General features: G+C 71.8%; 21 protein-coding genes and 1 pseudogene. 15 read left to right on the forward strand and 7 right to left on the reverse strand.

Annotated elements, in window-relative coordinates; translation table 11 throughout:
- Nucleotides 1-2 precede the first annotated feature (2 nt).
- From AC07F0_RS37595 to AC07F0_RS37605, 3 genes are all read left to right on the forward strand, one after another.
- A complete protein-coding gene (locus tag AC07F0_RS37595; protein WP_478984598.1) occupies nucleotides 3-941 on the forward strand; it encodes a VOC family protein in 939 nt (312 codons plus the stop codon).
- A gap of 126 nt (nucleotides 942-1,067) precedes the next feature.
- Complete coding sequence (locus tag AC07F0_RS37600; RefSeq protein ID WP_478984675.1) at nucleotides 1,068-2,039, forward strand: fumarylacetoacetate hydrolase family protein; 972 nt, start codon at nucleotides 1,068-1,070, stop codon at nucleotides 2,037-2,039.
- Nucleotides 2,036-2,785 (forward strand): SDR family NAD(P)-dependent oxidoreductase, encoded by a 750-nt coding sequence (locus tag AC07F0_RS37605; protein ID WP_478984599.1) that lies wholly within the window; start codon nucleotides 2,036-2,038, stop codon nucleotides 2,783-2,785. Before AC07F0_RS37600 ends, AC07F0_RS37605 begins: the two co-directional genes overlap by 4 nt.
- Nucleotides 2,786-2,983: 198 nt before the next feature.
- On the opposite strand, the gene AC07F0_RS37610 is transcribed toward AC07F0_RS37605, so the two are convergent.
- Complete coding sequence (locus tag AC07F0_RS37610; protein WP_478984600.1) at nucleotides 2,984-4,168, reverse strand: PucR family transcriptional regulator; 1,185 nt, start codon at nucleotides 4,166-4,168, stop codon at nucleotides 2,984-2,986.
- Nucleotides 4,169-4,317: 149 nt separating this feature from the next.
- Here AC07F0_RS37610 and AC07F0_RS37615 point away from each other — a divergent pair, with 149 nt between their 5' ends.
- Complete coding sequence (locus AC07F0_RS37615) at nucleotides 4,318-5,841, forward strand: long-chain-fatty-acid--CoA ligase (RefSeq protein ID WP_478984602.1); 1,524 nt, start codon at nucleotides 4,318-4,320, stop codon at nucleotides 5,839-5,841.
- A 154-nt stretch (nucleotides 5,842-5,995) separates the two neighbouring features.
- Here AC07F0_RS37615 and AC07F0_RS37620 read toward each other — a convergent pair whose 3' ends face one another.
- The 3 genes from AC07F0_RS37620 to AC07F0_RS37630 all read right to left on the reverse strand — a co-directional run bounded on the left by AC07F0_RS37620 (nucleotide 5,996) and on the right by AC07F0_RS37630 (nucleotide 8,438).
- Nucleotides 5,996-6,592, reverse strand: a complete 597-nt coding sequence (locus AC07F0_RS37620) for an RICIN domain-containing protein (RefSeq protein ID WP_478984603.1) — start codon at nucleotides 6,590-6,592, stop codon at nucleotides 5,996-5,998.
- Between the two features lie 117 nt (nucleotides 6,593-6,709).
- Nucleotides 6,710-7,924, reverse strand: a complete 1,215-nt coding sequence (locus AC07F0_RS37625; protein ID WP_478984605.1) for an acyl-CoA dehydrogenase family protein — start codon at nucleotides 7,922-7,924, stop codon at nucleotides 6,710-6,712.
- 145 nt (nucleotides 7,925-8,069) lie between these two features.
- Nucleotides 8,070-8,438 (reverse strand): four-helix bundle copper-binding protein, encoded by a 369-nt coding sequence (locus AC07F0_RS37630; protein WP_478984606.1) that lies wholly within the window; start codon nucleotides 8,436-8,438, stop codon nucleotides 8,070-8,072.
- A 125-nt stretch (nucleotides 8,439-8,563) separates the two neighbouring features.
- Here AC07F0_RS37630 and AC07F0_RS37635 point away from each other — a divergent pair, with 125 nt between their 5' ends.
- The 8 genes and pseudogenes from AC07F0_RS37635 to AC07F0_RS37670 all read left to right on the forward strand — a co-directional run bounded on the left by AC07F0_RS37635 (nucleotide 8,564) and on the right by AC07F0_RS37670 (nucleotide 14,838).
- A complete protein-coding gene (locus tag AC07F0_RS37635; protein WP_478984608.1) occupies nucleotides 8,564-8,968 on the forward strand; it encodes a ChaB family protein in 405 nt (134 codons plus the stop codon).
- Between the two features lie 37 nt (nucleotides 8,969-9,005).
- Nucleotides 9,006-9,371: a DUF6479 family protein gene (locus AC07F0_RS37640; RefSeq protein ID WP_478984609.1), complete on the forward strand. Its 366-nt coding sequence runs from the start codon at nucleotides 9,006-9,008 to the stop codon at nucleotides 9,369-9,371.
- Nucleotides 9,372-9,437: 66 nt separating this feature from the next.
- A complete protein-coding gene (locus AC07F0_RS37645; protein WP_184992264.1) occupies nucleotides 9,438-9,788 on the forward strand; it encodes a DUF8129 domain-containing protein in 351 nt (116 codons plus the stop codon).
- A gap of 116 nt (nucleotides 9,789-9,904) precedes the next feature.
- A pseudogene (locus tag AC07F0_RS37650) lies at nucleotides 9,905-10,353 on the forward strand (hypothetical protein); the annotation flags it as partial.
- 251 nt (nucleotides 10,354-10,604) lie between these two features.
- Entirely contained in the window at nucleotides 10,605-12,278 is a 1,674-nt protein-coding gene (locus tag AC07F0_RS37655) for a purine-cytosine permease family protein (protein ID WP_478984611.1), read from the forward strand.
- A gap of 228 nt (nucleotides 12,279-12,506) precedes the next feature.
- Nucleotides 12,507-12,956 (forward strand): hypothetical protein, encoded by a 450-nt coding sequence (locus AC07F0_RS37660; protein ID WP_478984612.1) that lies wholly within the window; start codon nucleotides 12,507-12,509, stop codon nucleotides 12,954-12,956.
- Nucleotides 12,957-13,092: 136 nt separating this feature from the next.
- Nucleotides 13,093-13,578 carry a cation:proton antiporter regulatory subunit gene (locus tag AC07F0_RS37665; protein ID WP_478984614.1) on the forward strand — a complete coding sequence of 162 codons (486 nt, stop codon included), beginning with the start codon at nucleotides 13,093-13,095 and terminating at the stop codon, nucleotides 13,576-13,578.
- A gap of 6 nt (nucleotides 13,579-13,584) precedes the next feature.
- Nucleotides 13,585-14,838 (forward strand): cation:proton antiporter, encoded by a 1,254-nt coding sequence (locus AC07F0_RS37670; RefSeq protein WP_478984616.1) that lies wholly within the window; start codon nucleotides 13,585-13,587, stop codon nucleotides 14,836-14,838.
- Nucleotides 14,839-15,091: 253 nt separating this feature from the next.
- On the opposite strand, the gene AC07F0_RS37675 is transcribed toward AC07F0_RS37670, so the two are convergent.
- Nucleotides 15,092-15,673, reverse strand: a complete 582-nt coding sequence (locus AC07F0_RS37675; RefSeq protein ID WP_478984618.1) for an Rv1733c family protein — start codon at nucleotides 15,671-15,673, stop codon at nucleotides 15,092-15,094.
- A gap of 76 nt (nucleotides 15,674-15,749) precedes the next feature.
- Nucleotides 15,750-16,850, reverse strand: a complete 1,101-nt coding sequence (locus tag AC07F0_RS37680) for a winged helix DNA-binding domain-containing protein (protein WP_478984620.1) — start codon at nucleotides 16,848-16,850, stop codon at nucleotides 15,750-15,752.
- A gap of 392 nt (nucleotides 16,851-17,242) precedes the next feature.
- On the opposite strand from AC07F0_RS37680, the gene AC07F0_RS37685 reads away from it, so the two are divergent.
- The 3 genes from AC07F0_RS37685 to AC07F0_RS37695 all read left to right on the forward strand — a co-directional run bounded on the left by AC07F0_RS37685 (nucleotide 17,243) and on the right by AC07F0_RS37695 (nucleotide 19,375).
- Nucleotides 17,243-17,656, forward strand: a complete 414-nt coding sequence (locus AC07F0_RS37685; protein ID WP_478984622.1) for an SRPBCC family protein — start codon at nucleotides 17,243-17,245, stop codon at nucleotides 17,654-17,656.
- Between the two features lie 16 nt (nucleotides 17,657-17,672).
- Nucleotides 17,673-17,981 carry a hypothetical protein gene (locus AC07F0_RS37690; RefSeq protein ID WP_478984623.1) on the forward strand — a complete coding sequence of 103 codons (309 nt, stop codon included), beginning with the start codon at nucleotides 17,673-17,675 and terminating at the stop codon, nucleotides 17,979-17,981.
- Between the two features lie 107 nt (nucleotides 17,982-18,088).
- Entirely contained in the window at nucleotides 18,089-19,375 is a 1,287-nt protein-coding gene (locus tag AC07F0_RS37695; protein ID WP_478984624.1) for a cytochrome P450, read from the forward strand.
- Nucleotides 19,376-19,602: 227 nt separating this feature from the next.
- Here the strand turns inward: AC07F0_RS37695 and AC07F0_RS37700 are convergent, their stop codons facing one another.
- Nucleotides 19,603-20,592: an SDR family oxidoreductase gene (locus tag AC07F0_RS37700; RefSeq protein WP_478984626.1), complete on the reverse strand. Its 990-nt coding sequence runs from the start codon at nucleotides 20,590-20,592 to the stop codon at nucleotides 19,603-19,605.
- Nucleotides 20,593-20,688: the final 96 nt, after the last annotated feature.

Consider the following 20,688-nt stretch of genomic DNA (forward strand, 5'->3'; position numbering starts at 1 on the left):
CCATGAGCAACCGCCTGCTCACCCACCTGCGGCACGTCGACCTCGCCGTGCCCGACTACGACAAGCAGCTCGACTTCTACGCCGGCGTCTGGGGCCTGACCAAGGTCGCCGAGGACTCAGGGATCTCCTTCCTCGCCGCCGAGGGCAGCCCCGAACAGTACGTCGTACGACTGCGCCAGGCCGACGAGAAGCGCCTCGACCTGGTCTCCTACGGGGCGGGCAGCCCGGCCGACGTCGACACGCTGGCCGAGCAACTCCTCTCGCAGGGCGTGCAGTTGATCTCCCAGCCGGGAAAGGTGGACACCCCCGGTGGTGGCTACGGCTTCCGCTTCTTCGACGTCGACGGTCGCACCATCGAGGTCTCCGCCGACGTCGAGGCCAGGCAGCACCGCAGGGTGGAGGAGAAGGAGTCGATCCCGGTCCGTCTGTCGCACGTGGTGCTCAACTCCCCCGACCTGAACAAGACCCGTGAGTGGTACGAGCGCCACCTCGGCTTCCGTCTCTCCGACACGCTGGGCTCGCCGCACATGGGCGAGGTCATGCACTTCATGCGGATCAGCAACCAGCACCACTCGATGGCCATCGCCAAGGGCCCGCACACCTCCCTGCACCACGTCTCCTTCGAGATGCGCGGCCTGGACGAGTACATGCGCGGCTCGGGCCGTGTGATGCGCTCCGGCGCCCGCAAGCTCTGGGGCCCGGGCCGGCACATGGCGGGCGACAACACCTTCACCTACTTCCTCGACCCGCACGGCAACACCGTCGAGTACACCACCGAGCTGGAGGAACTGGACGAGGACACCTGGCACCCCCACGTCTACGACTTCTCGCAGCCCGAGGTCACCGACCAGTGGGGCACCGCGAACCCGATGAACGAACTCATCGTCAAGGAGTCGTTCAACGACGTCGACCGCGGCGTGTTCGTCGCGCCGCCGGTCTGACCGCCCGGCCGGCAGAGTCCTCCAGCCACCAGGGGCGCGGTGATCCGCTGTCCTGCCGTGACCGAACTCCGCGCCCCCGGCGCCTCCGTGCCTGCCCGCCCGCCCCACGCCGACTGGACCCCTCCCATGCGCTTCGCCACGTACGAACACCGCGACCAACACCAGGTGGCCGTCGTCGACAAGGACGGCACACTCCGCCCCCTGTCCGGTGTCCACTCCCTGACCGGACTGCTCACCGAGGCGGGCAGCATGCCGGAACTGCTCGACGCGGGCACCAGGCTGCTCGACGCCCAGGCCGGTCCCCACATCTCCGAAGTGCGGCTGCTGCCGCCGCTCCAGCCGCCCACCGTGCGGGACTTCGTCACCTTCGAGGAACACGTCGAGGGCGTACGGCGCTCCGTGGACGGGGCCGCCGGGATGCCGGAGCGGTGGTACGCGGCGCCGACCTTCTACTTCACCAACCCCTACGCGGTGTACGGCGCGCACGACGACATCCCCGTGCCCCCTGGGTCGAGCCTGCTCGACTTCGAGCTCGAGGTCGCCGCCGTGATCGGCAAGGAGGGCCGCGACCTCACCCCCGAGCAGGCCCGCGACCACATCGTCGGCTACACCGTCTTCAACGACTGGACGGCCCGTGACCTGCAGTCCGCCGAGATGAAGGTCGGCCTCGGCCCCTGCAAGGGCAAGGACACCGCCACCACGCTGGGCCCCTACCTGGTCACCGCCGACGAGCTGGAGCGGTACCGGGACGCGGACGACTTCCTGCGCCTGGCACTGACGGCGGAGGTCAACGGCGAGGTCGTGGGAAGGGACCTGCTGTCCAACATGAGCTGGACCTTCGAGGAGCTGGTCGCCTACGCCTCGCGCGGCACCGTCGTCCGCCCCGGGGACGTCCTCGGTTCCGGCACCTGCGGCAACGGAGGCTGCCTCGCCGAACTGTGGGGCGTACGAGGCAAGCAGGACCCGCCGCCGCTGAAACCCGGCGACACGGTCACGCTCACCGTCGAGGGCATCGGATCCGTCGCCAACACCGTGGTGCCCGGCCCCGACCCGCTGCCGGTTCCCGTCGCCCGGCGCCGCCCCCGGGAGCGGCCGTGACCAACCTCCACCCCAAGAGGCTCGCCGGCAAGGTCGTCGTGGTCACGGGCGCGGCCGGCGGCCAGGGCGCCGCGGAGGCCGAGGCACTCACATGCGAGGGCGCCCGGGTGATCGCCGCCGACGTGACGGAGGCCCCCGGCTGCCGCCGCCTCGACGTCACCAGTGAGACGGACTGGGCGGAACTGGCCGCCGAACTGCGCGAGGCGTACGGGCTAGTGCACGGCCTGGTCAACAACGCGGGCATCACCTGGCGCGCCGGTTTGGACGCCGTGCGCCCCGAGGACATGGCCCGCGTCCACGCCGTCAACGTCACCGGGCCGCTGCTGGGCATCCAGCACCTGGTGCCGCTGATGCGCGCGGGGTCGTCGATCGTGAACGTCGGTTCGTCGGCGGCGCTGACCGCCCACTACCCGGTCGCGTACACGGCCAGCAAGTGGGCGCTGCGCGGCCTGTCGAGGACCGCCGCCATGGAACTGGGGCCCCGTGGCATCCGCGTGAACATCATCCATCCCGGATTCATCGAGACGGAGATGACCGCCTCCGCCGCTCCCGCGTTCCGCGAGGCGAACATCCGCGAGACACCGCTCGGCCGCACGGGAACCGTCGACGAGATCACCCCGCTCGTCACCTTCCTCCTCTCCGACGAAGCGTCCTTCATCACCGGAGCCGAGATCCCCGTGGACGGCGGCCTCACCGCGCACGGCGGTGCCAAGCCGATCTCGGACGCCCTGCGCCGGTACGTCTGAACCGCTGGTGGCACCCGAGCAGGCCGAGGGGCTGCATACTGAACCTCGCCAGCAGGCCCGCCCGGAGTCCATCCCCGGCTCCAACGGCAGCAGCCGGCATCTGTCGCCGTTTGCAGAGCACGTACAGGATGCCCTGCCCCGCAGGCACAGCCGGTCGTCCGCCGGCTGCGGCCACGGCGGCAGCAGTACGCAGTCGATTTACCCAATCACGTCACCGGATGACGCGCTCGCCCGGCGGGCCGCCAGGAGCGCCGCGCGGATGTCCGCCGCCGCTCGCGGATCGGACAGGGAGCGGCCCGTCAGCTCCTCGACGCGGCGCAGCCGGTAGCGGACGGTGTTGGGATGGACGAAGAGACTTCGCGCCGCGTCAGCGGCGGAGCCGGCGGCGGCGTACCAGTGCTCCACGGTCTCCAGGAGACGAGCCCGCTCCGCGGCCGGCAGATCGAGCAGGGGCTGAAGGACCGCCTCCACCAGGTGCGCCGCCTCGGCCGGGGCCGCGGCGACGACCATCGCCAGCGGGTCGTCGTCGAACCGCGCGACGCCGGGGCCTGTGCCCTGGAGGCCGGCCAGAGCAAGCCGGGCGAAGCGAAGAGCTTGGGGGGTGTCCCGCAGCGAGTGAAAGCACGGGCTGATGCCTACGCGGGCGCCGGAGCGGCGCAGGATGCGCAGGCAGGTTCTGTCCATGGTCGCCGTTGGCACGGCGGCCAGGCCGATCTGCTGATCGGGCAGCAGCCGCCAGGCGAAGTGGACCTGGGCCTGACGCAGTGCCGCCTCCGTCCCGGCCAGCGGCTCCTCGCCGGGTGCGTCGGCCGCCGCAGCGACGACGACGTAGGGGCCGCGGTCCGGCAGGCCCAGCTCACGAGCGGCCTCCCACAGCGTGCGGTCGGCGATGACTCCGGTGAACAGCGCCTCCACCAGTGCCGAGCGGCGCGCCTGACGCCGCGAGGTCAGCTCGGCGGTCGTCTCCCGGTAGGCCGCCGCCACCGCCTCGGCGTAACGGCCGAACAGGGCCCAGATCTCCGCGGACTGGGACACCAGCTGGGCGTCATCGACCTCGGGACGGTTGCGTGCCTCGGCGAGGATCTCCGTCCACACCAGCTCGAAGCCGATCCGGTACGCGTGCAGGGTGTCCGCCAGCGGCACGCCCTGCTCGGCGCGGACGCGGCCGGTCTCCCTGGCCGGGCTCGGGTCCTGCGCGTCCGCGCGGCCGAGCTGGTTCAGGAGCAGGTCCGCGTTGGCGGTGCACGAGCGGCGCAGGGAGTCGAAGGGGATCAGCGACTCGTTCTGGTAGGCATCGACGTCCGAGCGGATGATCTGCGCCATCCGCTCGCCCAGTTCCGGCAGTCTCGCCTGCAGCGCCGAGACCACCCCTGAGAGGTTCATTCCCGCAGCGTAACGCCGCTGCTTTGTACTCGGGAACAATCCGGGAGGGCAGACGCTGTCATAGCACACATAGGCCGTCGCCACGGACATCTGCACGATGTCGTCAACGTGAACAGCGGATTTCGACGGCGACGTTCGTGGAGGCGGTCATGGCCAATCTGGCTGAGTTCCTGGTGGAGACGGCACGGCGGCAGCCGGAACGCCCCGCACTGCGGCTGGGGGGCCAGCTCACCAGTTACGCGGAGCTCGACGAGCGCAGCGCCCGCGCCGCCGCACTGCTGCGGGCCGAGGGTGTACGACCGGGAGACCGGGTCGCTCTGATGCTGCCCAACGTTCCCGAGTTCGTCGTCCTGTACTACGGCGTGCTGCGCGCCGGAGCGGTCGTCGTGCCGATGAACCCGCTGCTGAAGACCCGGGAGACCGAGTACCACCTGAACGACTCCGGCGCGGTGCTGCTCTTGGAGTGGCATCAGGCTCCTGGCGAGGGCGCATTGGGCGCGGCCGCCGCCGGGGTGCGGCACATGGCCGTCGAGCCCGCCGCTTTCGCGGACCTGCTGGCCGGTCACGAACCGCTGCCTGAGGTGAGCGAGCCGGACGGCGAGGACGTTGCCGTGCTGCTGTACACCTCCGGCACCACCGGCCGGCCCAAGGGCGCCACCCTCACGCACGCCGGACTGCGGCACAACACCGAGGTCAACGCGGTCCATGTGCAGCAGATGACGGCGGACGACGTGGTCGTGGGCTGTCTGCCGCTGTTCCACATCTTCGGCCAGATCTGCACGATGAGTGTGACGATCCGCGCCGGTGCCTCGCTCACCCTGATCCCCCGCTTCGACCCGCAGACCGTACTGGACGCCATCGCCCGCGACCGGGCGACGATCTTCGAGGGCGTACCGACCATGTACGCCGCACTCCTCCAGCACCCCTCGGAAGCCGACGTGTCCACACTGCGGATGTGCGTCTCCGGCGGGGCCTCGCTGCCGGTGGAGATCCTGCACGGGTTCGAGCGGCGCTTCGGGTGCATGGTGCTGGAGGGCTTCGGCATGTCCGAGACCAGTCCCGTCGTCACCTTCAACCACCCCGACCGGCCGCGCAAGGCCGGATCCATCGGCACCCCGATCAAGGACGTGGAGGTGCGGCTCCTCGACGACAAGGGCCAGGACGTGGCTCCCGGCGAGATCGGCGAACTGGCCGTCCGCGGGCCGAACGTGATGAAGGGCTACTGGAACCGCCCGGAGGAGACGGCGGCCACCATCCCGGACGGCTGGCTGCGCAGCGGCGACCTCGCGCGCCAGGACGAGGACGGCTACCTGTACATCGTCGACCGCAAGAAGGACATGATCATCCGTGGCGGCTACAACGTCTACCCGCGCGAGATCGAGGAGGTGCTCCACGAGCACCCGGCCGTCGCGCTGGCCGCGGTGGTGGGCGTGGCCGACGCGCATCTGGGCGAGGAGATCGCAGCCGCGGTAGTGCTGCGACCGAAGGCCCAGGCCACGCCCGCCGAGCTCCAGCAGTTCGTCAAGGAGCGCGTGGCGGCGTACAAGTACCCGCGCCAGGTGTGGCTCGTGGACACGCTGCCGACCGGCCCCAGTGGCAAGATCCTCAAAAGGGAGATCACCGCGCCCGCGCACCCGAAGAGCTCTGGCACGTCGACCGTCCGGGCGAGATGATCTTCTCGTTGATCAAGGCGGGAGGGCAGGGCAGCTCCCGGCTGCCCTTGTCCGGGCGATCCGTGTCCATCCGCTGCGGCCTGCCGGTCGCGGCTCTTGGCGTCCGCGACCGGCCTGCGGGCGTGTTCGCCCAGTGGAGATTCCCGCTAGCTGGTTAGGTGCCGACTTCGGTGGCGTTGCTCGTGCCTTCGCGGTAGGCGTCCAGGCACTTCGTGCCCCCGTAGACGGTGAGCTGCCCGGAGGGCGTCAGGGTCCACTGCTGGTTGGCGCCGCCCGAGCACTGGTCGTAGACCTGGACCTGGACGTTGTCGTGACTGGCATAGGGGACGTCGAGGCAGCCGTTGCCGTCGGCGTTGCGCAGGATGCTCGTGTGTGAGCCGGGGTCGGCACCCCAGGCACGCTTGACGGCGTCGATACCGCTGATGTTGCGGATGCCCAGCGTCAGGTCGGCACCGCTGCCCTCGAGGTCGAAGAGCGAGTAGTAGTCGTGGTCGGGGTACTCCTGGTACTTGCCGCCGATGGCAGGCCAGTAGACCGCGCCCATGCCGAGTTCGTGGGCGGCGTCGGTGTCCGCGCGCAGGTACCACACGAAGTTGTCGGTGCTGCTGGCGTTGTTGTAGTCCTTGCCGGCGTCCGCGCCTGCGCCGCCCATCGGTGCGCCGAACTCGTCCAGGACGGTGCGCTTGGCGCAGCTGCCGAGGCTGGCCTGACGTAGCAGGGCGCAGGCAGGCGGGTGAGGCCGTGCCCTCATGCACCCGATGGCTGCGGCCCCGGGTCTACGCGCGTCATGCCGCGCCCGGATGTGCCCCGTGAACGCGGCACATCCCACGGGATGCAATCAGGCAGTCCGGGGCCGCCGTGCGCCCTGTCAGCGTCGCACCCGCGGCATCCCCAGCCCGATCCACGAGATGATCTCCCGCTGGATCTCGTTGTTGCCGCCGCCGAAGGTGAAGATGACCGCCGAGCGGTAGCCGCGTTCCAGCTCGCCGTGCAGCACCGCGCCCGCCGAGCCCTCCTTCAGCGCGCCGGGGGCGGCGACGATCTCCAGGAGCCAGGCGTAGGCGTCGCGGCGGGCCTCGGAGCCGTAGACCTTGACGGCGGAGGCGTCCTGCGGGGTGAGGGTGCCGTCCTGCACCGCGCCGACCATCCGCCAGTTGAGCAGCTTCAGCGCGTCCAGCCGGACGTGGGTCCGGGCCAGCAGGCGGCGTACCCAGGACAGGTCGGCGACGCGGCGGCCGTCGGCGAGCTTGGTCTCCATCGCCCAGCGCTGCACGTCGCGCAGGGCGCGGATCGCCATGGTGCCGTGGGCGGCCAGGGTCACGCGCTCGTGGTTGAGCTGGTTGGTGATCAGCCGCCAGCCCTGGTTCTCGGCGCCGACCCGGTGGGAGACGGGGACGCGGACGTTCTCGTAGTAGCTGGCCGTGGTGTCGTGCGAGGCGAGGGTGTTGATGAGGGTGCAGGAGTAGCCGGGGTCGGTGGTCGGCACCAGGAGCATGGTGATGCCCTTGTGCGGCGGGGCGGCGGGATCCGTACGGACCGCCAGCCACACCCAGTCGGCCGTGTCGCCGTTGGTCGTCCAGATCTTCTGGCCGTTGACGACGTATTCTCCCCCGCTCTCGGCTTCGCTCGAGCGGGGGGTGCCCCCATCCTCCCTCACCGCCCGGGTGCGCAGGGACGCGAGGTCGGTGCCCGCGCCGGGCTCGCTGTAGCCGATGGCGAAGTCGATCTCGCCGGAGAGGATCCGCGGCAGGAAGTACGCCTTCTGCTCCTCGGTGCCGTACTGCATGATCGTCGGGCCGACGGTGTTCAGCGCCATGAGCGGCAGCGGGACGCCGGCCTGGGCGGCCTCGTCGAAGAAGATGAACTGCTCCATCGCGGTCAGGCCGCGCCCGCCGTACTCCTTGGGCCAGCCCACGCCGAGCCAGCCGTCCGCGCCGAGCCGCCGGATGGTCTCTCGGTAGAACCGCTTCTGGGTGGCCGGGTCGCCGTGCCGGGCGTACGCGTGGTCCGGGACCAGTTCGGCGAAGTAGGCGCGCAGTTCGGTGCGCAGCCGCTGCTGCTCGGGCGTGTATTCGAGGTGCACGGCGCCTCCAGGCTCCCAAGGCCGGTCCTGTCGGCGCACACGGTAGAACGTGTTACAGAAATTGGGAATGGCGCGGGACGGCGGAAACGCCTCAGTCCAGCACGGCCTCGTCAGTACACGGCCTCGTCAGTTCAGCACGGCCTCCTCAGTTCAGCGTGGCGAGGAAGTCGGTGCACGCCCGCGCGCACGCACGGCACGCCGCCGCCGAGTCCTCCGCCCCGGCCTGCCGGTCGAAGGCGTGTGCCGCCTCCAGGCACACGGTCCGGCACCACTCCACCTGGACGCGGATGGTGGTCTCGTCCACCTGGTTCTGCTCGGACAGCACACGGCAGGTCGCGTCACAGACCTCCGCGCACATGATGCCCTTGCGTCGTACGAGTTCCTGGTTCTCGGTGCCGTCGGGATCCACGAGGCTCGCGCGCAACGCGCACGCCCGGGCGCACTCGGTGCACGCCTGGGCACAGGCGAAGCGGTCCTCCAGGAACCGGAACAGCTCCTGCTGGGATGTCGTCACACCGCGCGGGTAGCCCCGCCGATGCCGGTCAAACCCGGTGCCGCCAAGGGTTCCGTACGGTTTTCCGGCCCCGGCGACCGGGCACCCGGCAGGCCCGGGAACGACGACGCACGGAGGTGAGTCACATGCCCGGGCGAGAGGAACTCCCGTCGACCCTGGAGCGGTCCTCCAAGGAAGCGCAGCGCACCTGGATCAAGGCGCACGACTCGGCCGTGGAGCAGTACGGCGAGGGCGAGCGCGCGCACCGCGTGGCCTTCGGGGCGCTGAAGCACACCCACGAGAAGGTCGGCGACCACTGGGAGCGCAAGGAGGGCGGCCGAAAGGGCCCGTCGGACCCGCGCTCGGCCCGGCCCCGGCAGCAGGGCGGCCGCAGCGGCGAGGGCGTCGACGAGCGTGCCTCGAAGGAGCACCTGTACGACCTCGCGAAGCGGCTCGGTGTCGAGGGGCGGTCGCGGATGTCGAAGGCGGAGCTGCTGGACGCCGTCCGCAAGGAGAACCGGTCGAAGACCCGGTCCGCCCGGTCGGGGTGAGCAGGTTCATGGTGAGGCCCAGGGGTACTCGCGTGCCATGACTAGCGCATGGATGGAGATGGCCGCGGGCCGTGGGGCCCTCGGCATCGGGCTGATCGTGGCGGGTGTGGTGGTCGTGGCCCTGCTGCTGGGGGCCTTCGTCCTCGGCGTGCGCGTCAAGCGCAGGGAGCTGCCCACGCCGCGGCCCGACGAGCAGCCGCGACTGCCCGACGGCGGCCCGGTCCGTGAGACGAGTGAGCGCCGGGAGCCCGAGGAGGTGCCGAGAAGCCAGGAGCGTCTGACGCCGCACGAGCTGAAGGCGCACGGCAACCAGAGCGACCGCAGGAGCGCGACCCAGGAGCGTCCCCGCTGGAACGAGGGCAGCAGCGGCTCGTTCGGCAGCGGCGGCCCGGGCGGCCGCTGATCCCCGCTCCCCGCACTCCGCTCCGCACCCCACGTCGTACACGTCGTACACAGGGAAGTGAGAACCATGGCTGATCCCGCCCGCAACACGCTGCCGCTGCCGGACTACGACCATCTGCCGATCGGCGGCCTGGAGAGCCGTGTGCGGTCGCTGTCCGCGGACGAGGTGGAGGAACTGCTGGCGTACGAGCGGTCGCACGCCGACCGGCTGCCGGTGACCGAGCTGCTGGGGTCCCGCCTGGAGCAGCTGCGCGAGGGCGCCGAGCCGACGTCCGGCGATCCGGGCGCGCTGCGTCCCGAGACGGGTGAGGGGCACGGGGGCTCTCCGGTGTCACCGGCCACGTCCCCGCAGCCCTTCAGCCCGCCGCCGCACGGCACGCCCGACCAGCGGGGCAAGCCGAAGGGTGACCGCACGTAGCGTCGTCGCCGGACAGAGCTGACCAGAAGGGCCCGTGCCTGTGCACGGGCCCTTTTTGCGCGCCCACCGCTCAGGGTGAGGTGGATCGCATGCAGACTCGGCGCCTCCCCCGCGGCCTGGAGGGCAACTCGGCAGCGTTCTTCCCGCTGTACCCCACGCTGATGCGGCTGGTCTCGGAGTGCACCGGACTCGGCCTGTACGGCGCCGGCATGACGGTCTCCGTCATCGCGTCGACCGCCGCCGGCCTCGGCATCCACACGGTGACGCAACGGCTGGGCGGCCACCGGGCCGGGCTGGTCGCGGCCGGGCTGTAGGCGGTCTGCCCGGTTCGGGCACGGAGTGGTCGGGCTCCTCCGAGTCCCTCTACACGGCCCTCGCCGCATGGGCCTGTCACGCCGTCATGTCCCGCCGCTGGCTCACCGCCGGGCTGCTGACCTGCGCGGCCGGGCTCTGCCGGCCCACCGCCGCCGCGCTGGTCACCGCGCTCGCGGTCGCCGCGCTGCTGTACTTGCGCCGGCGTGCGGACGGGGTCCTGCGTCCGCTGGGCGCCGTGGCGATCGCGCCGTTCATTCCGCTCGGCCTCACCCTGCGCCGGCTCCGATGGCCCTCCCTGGCCGCGGTGCTCGGCACGGCCGCGCTGCCCCCGGGTCGTACGCGGGTTTGTGCTGTTCGAGCTCGGGGTGCCGTAGAACAGCCCCCCGGCCCTGGCGCGTTGGCTCCGAAACACTCCCTTCACGCTGGAAGTATTTAGGGGTAACGACCGCTGCCTACCGTGCCTGCCTTGTCAGTCCCCAACCCGCAGCAAGGAGGCGTGGCATGAGTACCGAGCCACGACTGGCCGAGGTCACCGAGCCGGAACCCGCGCGGAAGGCAGCACCGGGCGCCGACCAGGCCGTCAAGGAGACCCTCGAGGACTACACGCTCCGCTTCGCGCCACGCAGTTACCGGCGCTGGACCCCGATGGTGGTGGCGACGACCGCGCTCGGCGGCATCGCCTACATGGCAGACTTCTCCATCGGCGCCGGCATCGGTCTGGCCCACGGGACGGGCAACGCGCTGCTCGCTGTCGCCGTCGCCGCCGTCGTCATCTTCGTGACCGGCTTCCCGCTGGCCTACTACGGGGCCCGCTACAACATCGACCTGGACCTGATCACGCGCGGCTCGGGCTTCGGCTACTTCGGCTCGGTCCTCACCAGCGTCATCTTCGCCAGCTTCACCTTCATCTTCTTCGCCCTCGAAGGCTCGATCATGGCCCAGGGCCTGAAGCTGGGCCTCGGACTGCCGCTGTGGCTGGGCTACTTGGTATCCACGCTCATGGTGATCCCGCTGGTCGTCTACGGCATGACGGCGCTGAGCAAGCTCCAGGTGTGGACCACCCCCATCTGGCTGCTGCTGATGGTCGGCCCGCTGGTCTACCTGGTCGCCACCGACCCGGGGACCGTCGACCGCTTCCTCGCCTACGCGGGCACCGAAGGGGAAGGCGGCGTCAACACCGCCTCCGTGCTGCTGGGCGCGGGCGTGTGTCTGTCGCTGATCGCGCAGATCGGCGAGCAGATCGACTACCTGCGCTTCATGCCGCCCAAGACCGAGGCCAACAAGCGCAGTTGGTGGACGGCCGTGGTGATGGCCGGCCCAGGCTGGGTGGTGCTGGGCGCGCTGAAGCAGGCGATCGGCGTGTTCCTCGCGGTGTACATCATCGCCGAGGTCGGCCCCACCGCCGCGCCCGAGCCGATCCAGCAGTTCACGCACGCCTTCGACGCCATGATGCCGTCCTGGCTCGTCCTTCCGCTGGCCGTGGCCCTGGTCGTGATCAGCCAGATCAAGATCAACGTGACGAACGCGTACTCCGGCTCCCTCGCCTGGACCAACTCCTTCACCCGCGTCACGCGGCGCTACCCGGGCCGGCTGGTCTTCGTCCTGGTCAACCTGGGCTTCGCGCTCGTTCTGATGGAGGCCGACATGTTCAGCTTCCTCAACAGCATCCTGGGCTTCTACTCGAACTGCGCGATCGCCTGGGTGGTCACCGTGGCCACCGACATCGGCATCAACAAGTACGTGCTGAAGCTGTCCCCGCACGCCCCCGAGTTCCGCCGCGGCATGCTCTACGCCGTCAACCCGGTGGGGGTCGTGTCCTTCGTCGCCGCCTCCGCGCTGTCCATCGCCATGTACTTCCACGGACTGGGCGACACGCTCCAGCCGTACTCCCCCGTCGCCGCCGCCGTCATCGCGTTCGTCGTCACCCCGCTGATGGCCGTGGTCACCAAGGGCAGGTACTACCTGCGCCGCACCGACGACGGCATCGCCGAGCCGCTGCTCGACGAGGACGGCAACCCCAGCGCCGTCACCTACGCATGCCACGTGTGCCGACAGCGGTTCGAGCGGCCGGACGTGGCCGCCTGTCTGACGCACGACGCGGTCGTCTGCTCGCTCTGCCTGAGCACCGACAAGGTCGGCGACCACGTCCTGCCGGAGGCACCCGCCGTCGTCTGACCGGTGTGGGGCGGAGGCCGCGAGGCGCCTCCGCCCCCCTGCCGCGCTCCCACGGCGACTGCGCTGCTCTCGGTCGACGGCGGCTCCACCCCGCGCTCGGCGGTGCCAAGTCGGCCTCGGACTCCCTTCACCGGACCCCGCGAAGGGGCGCTCTCCCGCACCGGACGGCATACTGATCTTGCGTTGCGCCCTGATGCGGGCCGAGGGTCGGAGAGGAGATGACGGGACGTGACCAGCGAAGGACCGGGCGGACGGGGAACGCCCGACGAGCCGGACGGCACTCCCCCGATCCCGGACGACGTGTGGCAGAGGTTCCTCACGGACAGCGAGCAGGCCATACGCGCCTTTGCCCCCAGGGAACCTTCCGCGCGGGAGCGGGCGGCCGGACGGCGGCTCCAACCCCCGTACACCGTCGGCGACCTGTGGCAACCGGAGGACCTGTGGGTCCGCGTGGCCTGGGGCGACCTGGACCGCCGTGCGAAGGTCCGGCGTGCGGGACGGGTCGTCGCCACTGCTGCCGCCGTGGCTCTGGCTCTGGGAGCCTGGTCCCAGTTGTCCAGCGGCACGGGCACCCGGCCCGGGACGGGCACCGTGCGGCAGGTGGAGGGGGCGACCGCGAGGCTGCCCACGGCCACTCCTTTCCCGTCCGGATCCCCTGTCCCGGCCCCCTCCAGGTAGCCCACGCAGGACGGGTGCGGTCGCGCACAGCCGCCTAGGATGAGCTCACCGGCCGGGATCTGGACGCTCGTCCGGGCGCGGCCCCCCACACGCGGAGTCATCGAAGAACACGCACGCCGACGGAAGGGGGACAGACATGAGCGCGCCACGCCTGAGCAGTACGCCGTTGCCGGGCATAGGTGTCCGCTACGACCTGACGATCCGCAACAGCCGCCGGCTGTCCGTGGTCGCCCACCGCGACGGCCACCGGACGATCAGCGCCTACCGCGAGGACGACCCGGACGCCTGCGACCTGTCGGTGCGTCTGACGGCGGAGGAGGCGGCGACGCTCATCGACGCGCTGATGCCCGCGCACCACACGCCGAACCTGCTGTCCACGACCGACCTGGGGCTCGTCGCCGAGCGGATCGAACTGTCCGGCACCTCGCACTGGAACGGCCGGCTGCTGGGCGAGTCCCGGATCCGCACCGACACGGGTGCGTCCATCGTGGCGGTGCTGCGCCGGGCCGAGGCGATCCCCTCCCCCACGCCGGACTTCCGGCTCTCCGGCGGTGACACGCTCATCGTCATCGGGACCCGCGAGGGCGTGGAGGCCGCCGCCGCGATACTCGGGCGGGAGTGACCCGCCATGCACTCCTCCGCGGTGTTCCTGATCGAGTTCGGCTCCCTCATCCTCGGGCTCGGGCTGCTCGGCCGCCTCGCCGGGCGCTTCAGCTTCTCGCCGATCCCCCTCTACCTGCTGGCCGGGCTGGCCTTCGGCGAGGGCGGACTGCTGCCGCTCGTCGCCAGCGAGGACTTCGTCGCCATCGGTGCCGAGATCGGTGTCATCCTGCTGCTGCTCATGCTGGGCCTGGAGTACACGGCCACGGACCTCGTCTCCAACCTCAGGACCCACTACCCGGCCGGGGTCGTCGACGCCGTCCTCAACGCCCTGCCCGGTGCGGTGCTCGCCCTGCTCCTCGGCTGGGGACCGGTCGCGGCCGTCGTGCTGGCCGGTGTCACCTGGGTCTCCTCCTCCGGGGTCATCGCCAGGGTCCTGGGCGAGCTGGGGCGGCTCGGCAACCGCGAGACCCCGGCCATCCTGAGCATCCTGGTGCTCGAGGACCTCTCCATGGCGGTCTACCTGCCGATCGTCACCGCCCTGCTGGCCGGGGTGGGCCTGGCCGCGGGCGCCGTCACGCTGGCCATCGCCCTGGGCGTGGCCACGCTCGTGCTCGTCCTCGCCGTGCGCTACGGCCGCCATGTCTCCCGCTTCGTCTCCAGCGACGACCCCGAGAAACTGCTGCTGGTGGTGCTCGGCGTGACGCTGGTGGTCGCCGGGCTCGCGCAGCAACTCCAGGTGTCCGCGGCCGTGGGCGCCTTCCTGGTGGGCATCGCGCTGTCCGGCGAGGTCGCCGAGGGCGCGGCGAGCCTGCTCGCGCCGCTGCGGGACCTGTTCGCCGCGGTGTTCTTCGTCTTCTTCGGCCTGCACACCGATCCCGCCAGCATCCCGCCCGTACTGCTGCCCGCGCTCGCCTTGGCAGCCGTCACCACCGCGACGAAGATCGCCACCGGCTACTGGGCCGCGCGCCGCGCCGGGATCGGGCCCAAGGGCCGCTGGCGCGCCGGCGGCACGCTCGTGGCCCGCGGCGAGTTCTCCATCGTCATCGCCGGGCTGGCCGTCACGTCCGGCATCGAGCCCTCCCTCGGCCCGCTGGCCACGGCGTACGTCCTCATCCTGGTCCTGCTCGGCCCCCTGACCGCGCGCTACACCGAGCCCCTGGCGACCGTCCTGACCGGCCGACCGCGCCGGAAGAGGACGACGTCCGGCACAGCGTCGGCCCCTGTCCCACCGGGTGCCCACGAGACCCTCGACGACCAGGACATCGTCGGCCGCACGTAACCGGCCGGGGTTGGGGGACGAGCAGACGACGATATACGGCCGCACTCCGGTGCCACCGTGCGAAGGCCCGACACGCGGCGGCCCGCGCGGGCCGCCGGGGTACGGCTGCGCTGTCGTACCCACCACGCCAAGGCCCGGCAGACGGCAGCCTCTGCGAGCCAACGCGGCAGCCCCCGTCGCTCAACGACGCGCGCCCGCGTCTTTCCCGTCCGCCCCGCGGAAGCGCCCCGTCGGTGTCGCTGTCGTGGTGTGGTCAGCCCGTCTTCCAGCCGCGGCGTGTGTCGATCCGTTCCCATTCCGCGTCCCACTGCGCCATGCGCCGCCGGTCCAGGGACAGCCGGGTCAGCCAGGCGGCGCCCAGCACCATCCCGCCGGCGAGGACTCCTGCCAGGCCGCCGCCCACGGTCGTGTGCAGCCAGGCCTCGCCCGCGGACACCGGTGAGGTCGTGATGTCACCGCTCCTGTTCACCCACAGGGGAATCGTGCTCCCGGCGGGAGTCCTGGGCGGCACCCGCGCCTGCTCCGTGTGCGTGGAGCCGTCCGGCGCGGTCCACCGCACCTTGGCCCACACCCGGTGGTCGCTCGCCGCGCGGGCCGGTGACGGGCCCGGCGCGTCCTCGACGGCGACCGCGGAGACCTGACGGCTCTCCGCCCGCTGCCGTTCGACGGCCTGCTCGACCGCGCCCGCCGCCATCAGCCCCGCGCACACGCCGCCGAACAGGGCGAACAGCCACCCGGCAAGCACGACCCAGGCTTCGACGACGTCGATACGCCGTTTGAGCGCGTTGCGCCGCCACCGCCACCACCGCACGGTCATACGCTCTGAGGTTCCCATCGGCCGACACCCCTTCGTGAGCACCGGCAGCACCCTTCCAGTGTGCGCCTGAACCGTGTCCCTGTCGGCGTGGCGCTCAGCCGGAAGGCGCGGCGATCCGTACCCGGTCGCTCGCGTCACCGGACAGGAAGCACGCCATGGCGCGCCCTTCCTCGGCCACGGCCTCGCGGTCGGCCCGGGAGAAGCGGCGCAGCGGGGCGACCAGCACGGTGTCCGCCTCGACGGTCCAGGTCGCGGCGACCCGGCCGTCGACCAGGACGACGCGGGCGCCCGCTACCGACAGGCCGCGGTGGGCATCGTCGATGATGCGGCCGCGGTCGTGGTAGCCGAGGATCGCGTTGTCGAACGCCGGCAGGAACCGCACCGGCGCGGGGGTGCCCGGGTCGGGGCGCGGCGCGTCGGGGAGGTCCAGCAGTTCCCGGCCGCGCTCGTCGCGGAAGACGACCAGTTCCTCGCGCAGGGCGGAGACCGCGGCCGGCAGTCCCGCCAGTCCGCACCAGGCGCGCAGATCGGCCGAGGCGGCGGGCCCGAACGCGGCGAGGTAGCGCCGTACCAGTGTCTGTCCCACGGGATCGGAGTCGTCCGGGACCGGTGGGTCGATCTCGCGGCCCAGCCAGGAGGAGACCAGCGCGTAGCGCACTCCCGTCGTCGTACGCCACAGTCCGCGCGGCGGCACCTGCACCATCGGGAGCAGTGCGGCGACCAGCATTTCGCCCAGTGGCCGGGGCCCCGCTGACGGCCAGCGGCCGACGACGGCTCGCGCCAGGTCGCCCGTCGAGCGGGGTTCGCCGTCGGCCATCACCTCCCGCCCCGCCGCCGCGAGTTCGCCGAGGTCCACTCCCTCCAGCTCGCGGCGGTACGTACCGAGCACCCGCTGGCGCAGCATCGCGTCGTGTCGGGCCCGCCAGGCCACGAGGTCGTCGGCGGTGACGAGGTGGACCGTGCGGCGCATGAGATGGGTCCGCACCACGCGTCGCCCTGTGAGCAGTTCCGACAGCACCGCCGGGTCGAACGCCCGCAGCCGGGACCACAGCCCGATGAACGGTTCCTGAGGTTCCTGCGCCTGGAGACCGCACAGGTGCGAGACGGCGTCGAGGACCGGCAGGTCGGCGCGGTCGAGGAGCAACTGCCGCGCGAGGGTGGCGCGGTTGAGCGCCCGGGCGTCGAGAACCGTCAAGGGAGCACCTCGGCCTTCGAGTCGTGTGCCGACCCGTGGTTCGAAAGGCCCGGGCGGCTTGCCCGATCACCGTGACACGCGATGCGGTCAGGCTGTGACCGCAATCCGCCGGCTCCCCCCACCCCGCCATGACAACACCGAGGTAACCGCGCCCGGTTCGGCCGCCGGGACGTCGTTCTGCGCGGGATGGCGACGAACACGCCCGCCATCAGTCCCGACGTCGTCACGGGCGTCGAAGCAGGTGCCCCTCCGTCATGGTTGCGTAACGCAAAGACGCAGTCTCTGCAAGAAATGGGCCCAGCACCAGACGGCACACGAAGCCGGGAGGGTTGGGCCGGGCCAGGCCGGGAACGCGGTGCGCTGAACGACCCCGAGGCGAGGCCGGTGCCGCGATGACCGAGTACGAACGTTCACGCACGATGCCCGCACAGCCCGAACATGTCTTCGACCAGGCCGCGAACATCGGCCAGTTGGACACCTGGCTGCCGGAGGCCCTGCATGTCGAGGCCGGGGAGCTGCCCGCGGTCACCGTGCACGAGGACCGCACCGACGAGGACACCTCCGCCCTGCTGCGTGCCCAGCGCGACCAGATGCGGCTTGAATGGGGCACCCGCGACCAGGGCAGCTACACGGGCTGGCTCCAGGTCGCCGGGATCGGCGGTGGAGCCAGTGAGGTGACGGTGCACCTGTCGTTCTTCGACGACAGCCACGACCCCGGCGAGACGACGGTCCGTGACGCCCTGGACACCAGCCTGCGGCGCCTGGAGGAGCAGGTGCGGCTGCGCGTCGACCAGGCCGCCGGCTGATCCGGGACCACACGCCATGGCACGCGTCAAGCAGTACGCCGTCGCGGCGTCCGGACAGTGGACCGACGAGGAGGAAGGCCGGCGCCGCCTGCCGTCGGGAGAGGTGCACGCCTGGGAGCCGGGGCTGAACCAGACGGTCTGCGGACTGTCCCTCAGCCGCTCCCGGCTGGTCCGCTTCCCGCATGTCACCTGGCTGGACACCTTCCCGGAATCGGGCGGTGCGGCGGACCGGGTGCGGCGCCAGTGCCCGCGCTGCGCCTCGGCCGCCGGGCGCCGCGGCCAGGACGCACGCCCTCGGTGGCAGCGCACGAACCCGCGGCCGTGACGCCGTACAGGCCCGGACGTGCCGTACGGGCGCAGACGTTGCGGGTGGCGGGCGCCGGTTGAGCCGGGCAGCGTTTCCGGGCGGGGCCGGCGGGCACTCGCCGCGCCATGAATCAGAGTCGTCGTCCACCGATCGCCGACAGCTCGCTCGCCCTCCTGGCCAAGGGGTACACCTGGCTGCCCGACCGAAGGCGCCGCACCACCGCTCCGCTCGTGCGCGCCCGGCTGATGGGACGGCACGCAGTCGCCCTGCACGGCCTGGAGGCGGTGCGGTTCTTCTACGACGAGAGGCATGTGGAGCGCCGCACCGCCCTGCCCGGTCCGGTGCTGAACACGCTGTTCGGGCACGGAGCCGTGCACACCCTGGACGGGCAGGACCACCGCGTACGCAAGGACATGTTCCTGTCCCTGCTCACCGGGGCGGGGGCGGTCGCCGAGCTGGTGGACCGCGTCACCGCGGAGTGGGACGAGGCGGTGGAGTCCTGGTCCGGCCGCCGGGTCGTGCTGTTCGACGAGACGAGCCGCGTGCTCACCCGGGGCGTGTGCCGGTGGGCCGGGATCCCCCTCGGCGACGACGGCCCGGTAGCGCGAGACCTGATCGCCATGGTCGACGGTTTCGCCACGCCGGGGCCGCGTCACTGGCGGGCCCGGCGTGCCCGTTCCCGCAGCGAGGCGTGGCTGGGGCGTTTGGTCGAGGACGTGCGGGCGGGCTCCGTCACCGCGCCGGACGGGTCGGCACTGGACGTGGTCGTCCGGCACCGGGACGCGGACGGCCGGCTCCTCGACGCGCACACCGCCGCGGTCGAGCTGCTCAACGTCATCCGCCCGACCGTCGCGGTGTCCTGGTTCGTCGCCTACGCCGGTCACGCGCTGCGTCTGCGGCCCGGCCTCCGGGAACGCCTGGTAGAGGACGACCCCGCCTACGCCGTGGCGTTCGCCCACGAACTGCGGCGCTTCTACCCCTTCGCTCCCTTCGTCGGCGGCCGGGCCGTCACCGACCTGGAGTGGCGGGGGGAACCGATTCCGTCCGGCACGCTGGTCCTGCTCGACCTGTACGGGCAGAACCACGACCCAGCCCTCTGGGACGATCCGTACATCTTCGAACCGCAGCGCTTCCTCGACCGGCCGCCCGCGCGCGACGAACTGATCCCCCAGGGCGGCGGCGACCGCTCCGCCGGTCACCGCTGCCCCGGCGAGGACGTCACGGTCGCCCTGCTGCGGGCTCTCGGCCCACGGCTGGCCCGGCTGGAGTACGACGTGCCCCATCAGGACCTGCGCATCCCGCTGACCCGCGTCCCGGCACGCGTACGCAGCGGGTTCGTCATGGAAAACGTCCGTACTCCGGCGACCGCGCAGGGGGCCCGGGCAGACGGCATGGCGAGGACGACGTCCTGAGGACGCCCTGAGGGCGTCTCGTGAGCGCCCACCCATGCCGCCCCGGGGGTACCTCCCAGGTCCTCAAGGCACCGCCCAGCGCCAGCTCGCGTGCTGGGTGAACAGCCCGCCGAGCAGCGGCCCGAGCTGCCGCTCCCCAACGTCACGAGATCGTCGGGCTTACAGACCCGGGGCCGGAGGCACGACTGCCGGCAGCTCTGGCCTGCACACGGCGGCCGCGCTGCCCCTCAGGCGCCCGCCGGGCCGTGGGCCGCACGCCGCCCGGCGGCCACGGCCGCTCCCGCGAGCGCCGCGGCGACGGCCGTCCTGCGCAGCGCGGTGCGTCGTCGGCCGCCCCAGCCGCCGTGCACCGACCCCTCGCCCTCGGCCGGTACGTGCAGCGTTCCGTGCGTGGCCGGGGCCTCCTCGTCGTGGGACAGGTGGGTCTTGTCCGTCTGCCGTGCCATGGCCCGCTCCGTGAGGCCGGGTGCCATCCGGGCCTGGCGTACCAGTGCGCGGCCCGCGGGGCCGACCACCACTTCGCGACGAGGCCGGCTGACGAGTCGCACGACTGCCCGGGCGACGCGCTCGGGGCTGTACACGGGTGGCATGGCCACGACCTTGCGCCCGGTGTAGTTGGCCGCCTGCTGGAAATGCGGCGTGTCGATGGTCGCGGGCAGCACCGTGCACACCTCGATGCCCTTCACGCCCTCCACCCGGAGCTGCTGCCGAAGGCTGGAGCCGAGCGCGCGGACGGCGTGCTTGGACATGCCGTACGGGTGGCTGTACGGCTGCGCCACGGCACCCACGATGGACGCGATGTCGATCAGCGTGCCGCCGCCCTGCTCCCGCATCACCCGCAGAGCCGCCCGGGCCCCGTGCACGTAGCCCATCACGTTGACGTCCAGGACCTTGCGGAAGTCCTCCAGAGGTACGTCCTCGAAGCGGCCGAAGGCGTTGACGGCGGCGTTGTTGACCCAGACGTCGATGCGGCCGAACTCCTCGACGGCCCGCCGCGCCAGGTCGTCGACCGCCTTGGCGTCCGTCGTGTCGGTCGGCACGACCAGTGTCCGTGCCCCGCGGTGCTTCGCACACGCGTGGGCCGTCGCCTCCAGCGCCTCCTCGCGCCGCGCGGCAAGCACCACGGCACACCCCTTGCGCGCGAACGCCTCGGCCGTGGCCCGTCCGATCCCGCTGGACGCTCCCGTCACCACCACCACGTGATTGCGCAGGCCCATCGCATACCTCCTCACGTCTGCCCGAACCGGGCGCTTCCTGCCCGGCTCCGCGGCGGAACGAGTACCCGGCACCGCCGAGTCACCCCGGCATCATGG

The sequence above is a fragment of the Streptomyces sp. NPDC045955 genome, assembly GCF_056430805.1.

Coding starts and splice junctions, on each gene's coding strand:
- AC07F0_RS37595 (WP_478984598.1), top strand. CDS start 3: ATGAGCAACCGCCTGCTCACCCACCTGCGGCACGTCGACCTCGCCGTG.
- AC07F0_RS37600 (WP_478984675.1), top strand. CDS start 1,068: ATGCGCTTCGCCACGTACGAACACCGCGACCAACACCAGGTGGCCGTC.
- AC07F0_RS37610 (WP_478984600.1), bottom strand. CDS start 4,168: ATGAACCTCTCAGGGGTGGTCTCGGCGCTGCAGGCGAGACTGCCGGAA.
- AC07F0_RS37615 (WP_478984602.1), top strand. CDS start 4,318: ATGGCCAATCTGGCTGAGTTCCTGGTGGAGACGGCACGGCGGCAGCCG.
- AC07F0_RS37620 (WP_478984603.1), bottom strand. CDS start 6,592: ATGAGGGCACGGCCTCACCCGCCTGCCTGCGCCCTGCTACGTCAGGCC.
- AC07F0_RS37635 (WP_478984608.1), top strand. CDS start 8,564: ATGCCCGGGCGAGAGGAACTCCCGTCGACCCTGGAGCGGTCCTCCAAG.
- AC07F0_RS37640 (WP_478984609.1), top strand. CDS start 9,006: ATGACTAGCGCATGGATGGAGATGGCCGCGGGCCGTGGGGCCCTCGGC.
- AC07F0_RS37645 (WP_184992264.1), top strand. CDS start 9,438: ATGGCTGATCCCGCCCGCAACACGCTGCCGCTGCCGGACTACGACCAT.
- AC07F0_RS37655 (WP_478984611.1), top strand. CDS start 10,605: ATGAGTACCGAGCCACGACTGGCCGAGGTCACCGAGCCGGAACCCGCG.
- AC07F0_RS37665 (WP_478984614.1), top strand. CDS start 13,093: ATGAGCGCGCCACGCCTGAGCAGTACGCCGTTGCCGGGCATAGGTGTC.
- AC07F0_RS37670 (WP_478984616.1), top strand. CDS start 13,585: ATGCACTCCTCCGCGGTGTTCCTGATCGAGTTCGGCTCCCTCATCCTC.
- AC07F0_RS37675 (WP_478984618.1), bottom strand. CDS start 15,673: ATGGGAACCTCAGAGCGTATGACCGTGCGGTGGTGGCGGTGGCGGCGC.
- AC07F0_RS37685 (WP_478984622.1), top strand. CDS start 17,243: ATGACCGAGTACGAACGTTCACGCACGATGCCCGCACAGCCCGAACAT.
- AC07F0_RS37690 (WP_478984623.1), top strand. CDS start 17,673: ATGGCACGCGTCAAGCAGTACGCCGTCGCGGCGTCCGGACAGTGGACC.
- AC07F0_RS37695 (WP_478984624.1), top strand. CDS start 18,089: ATGAATCAGAGTCGTCGTCCACCGATCGCCGACAGCTCGCTCGCCCTC.
- AC07F0_RS37700 (WP_478984626.1), bottom strand. CDS start 20,592: ATGGGCCTGCGCAATCACGTGGTGGTGGTGACGGGAGCGTCCAGCGGG.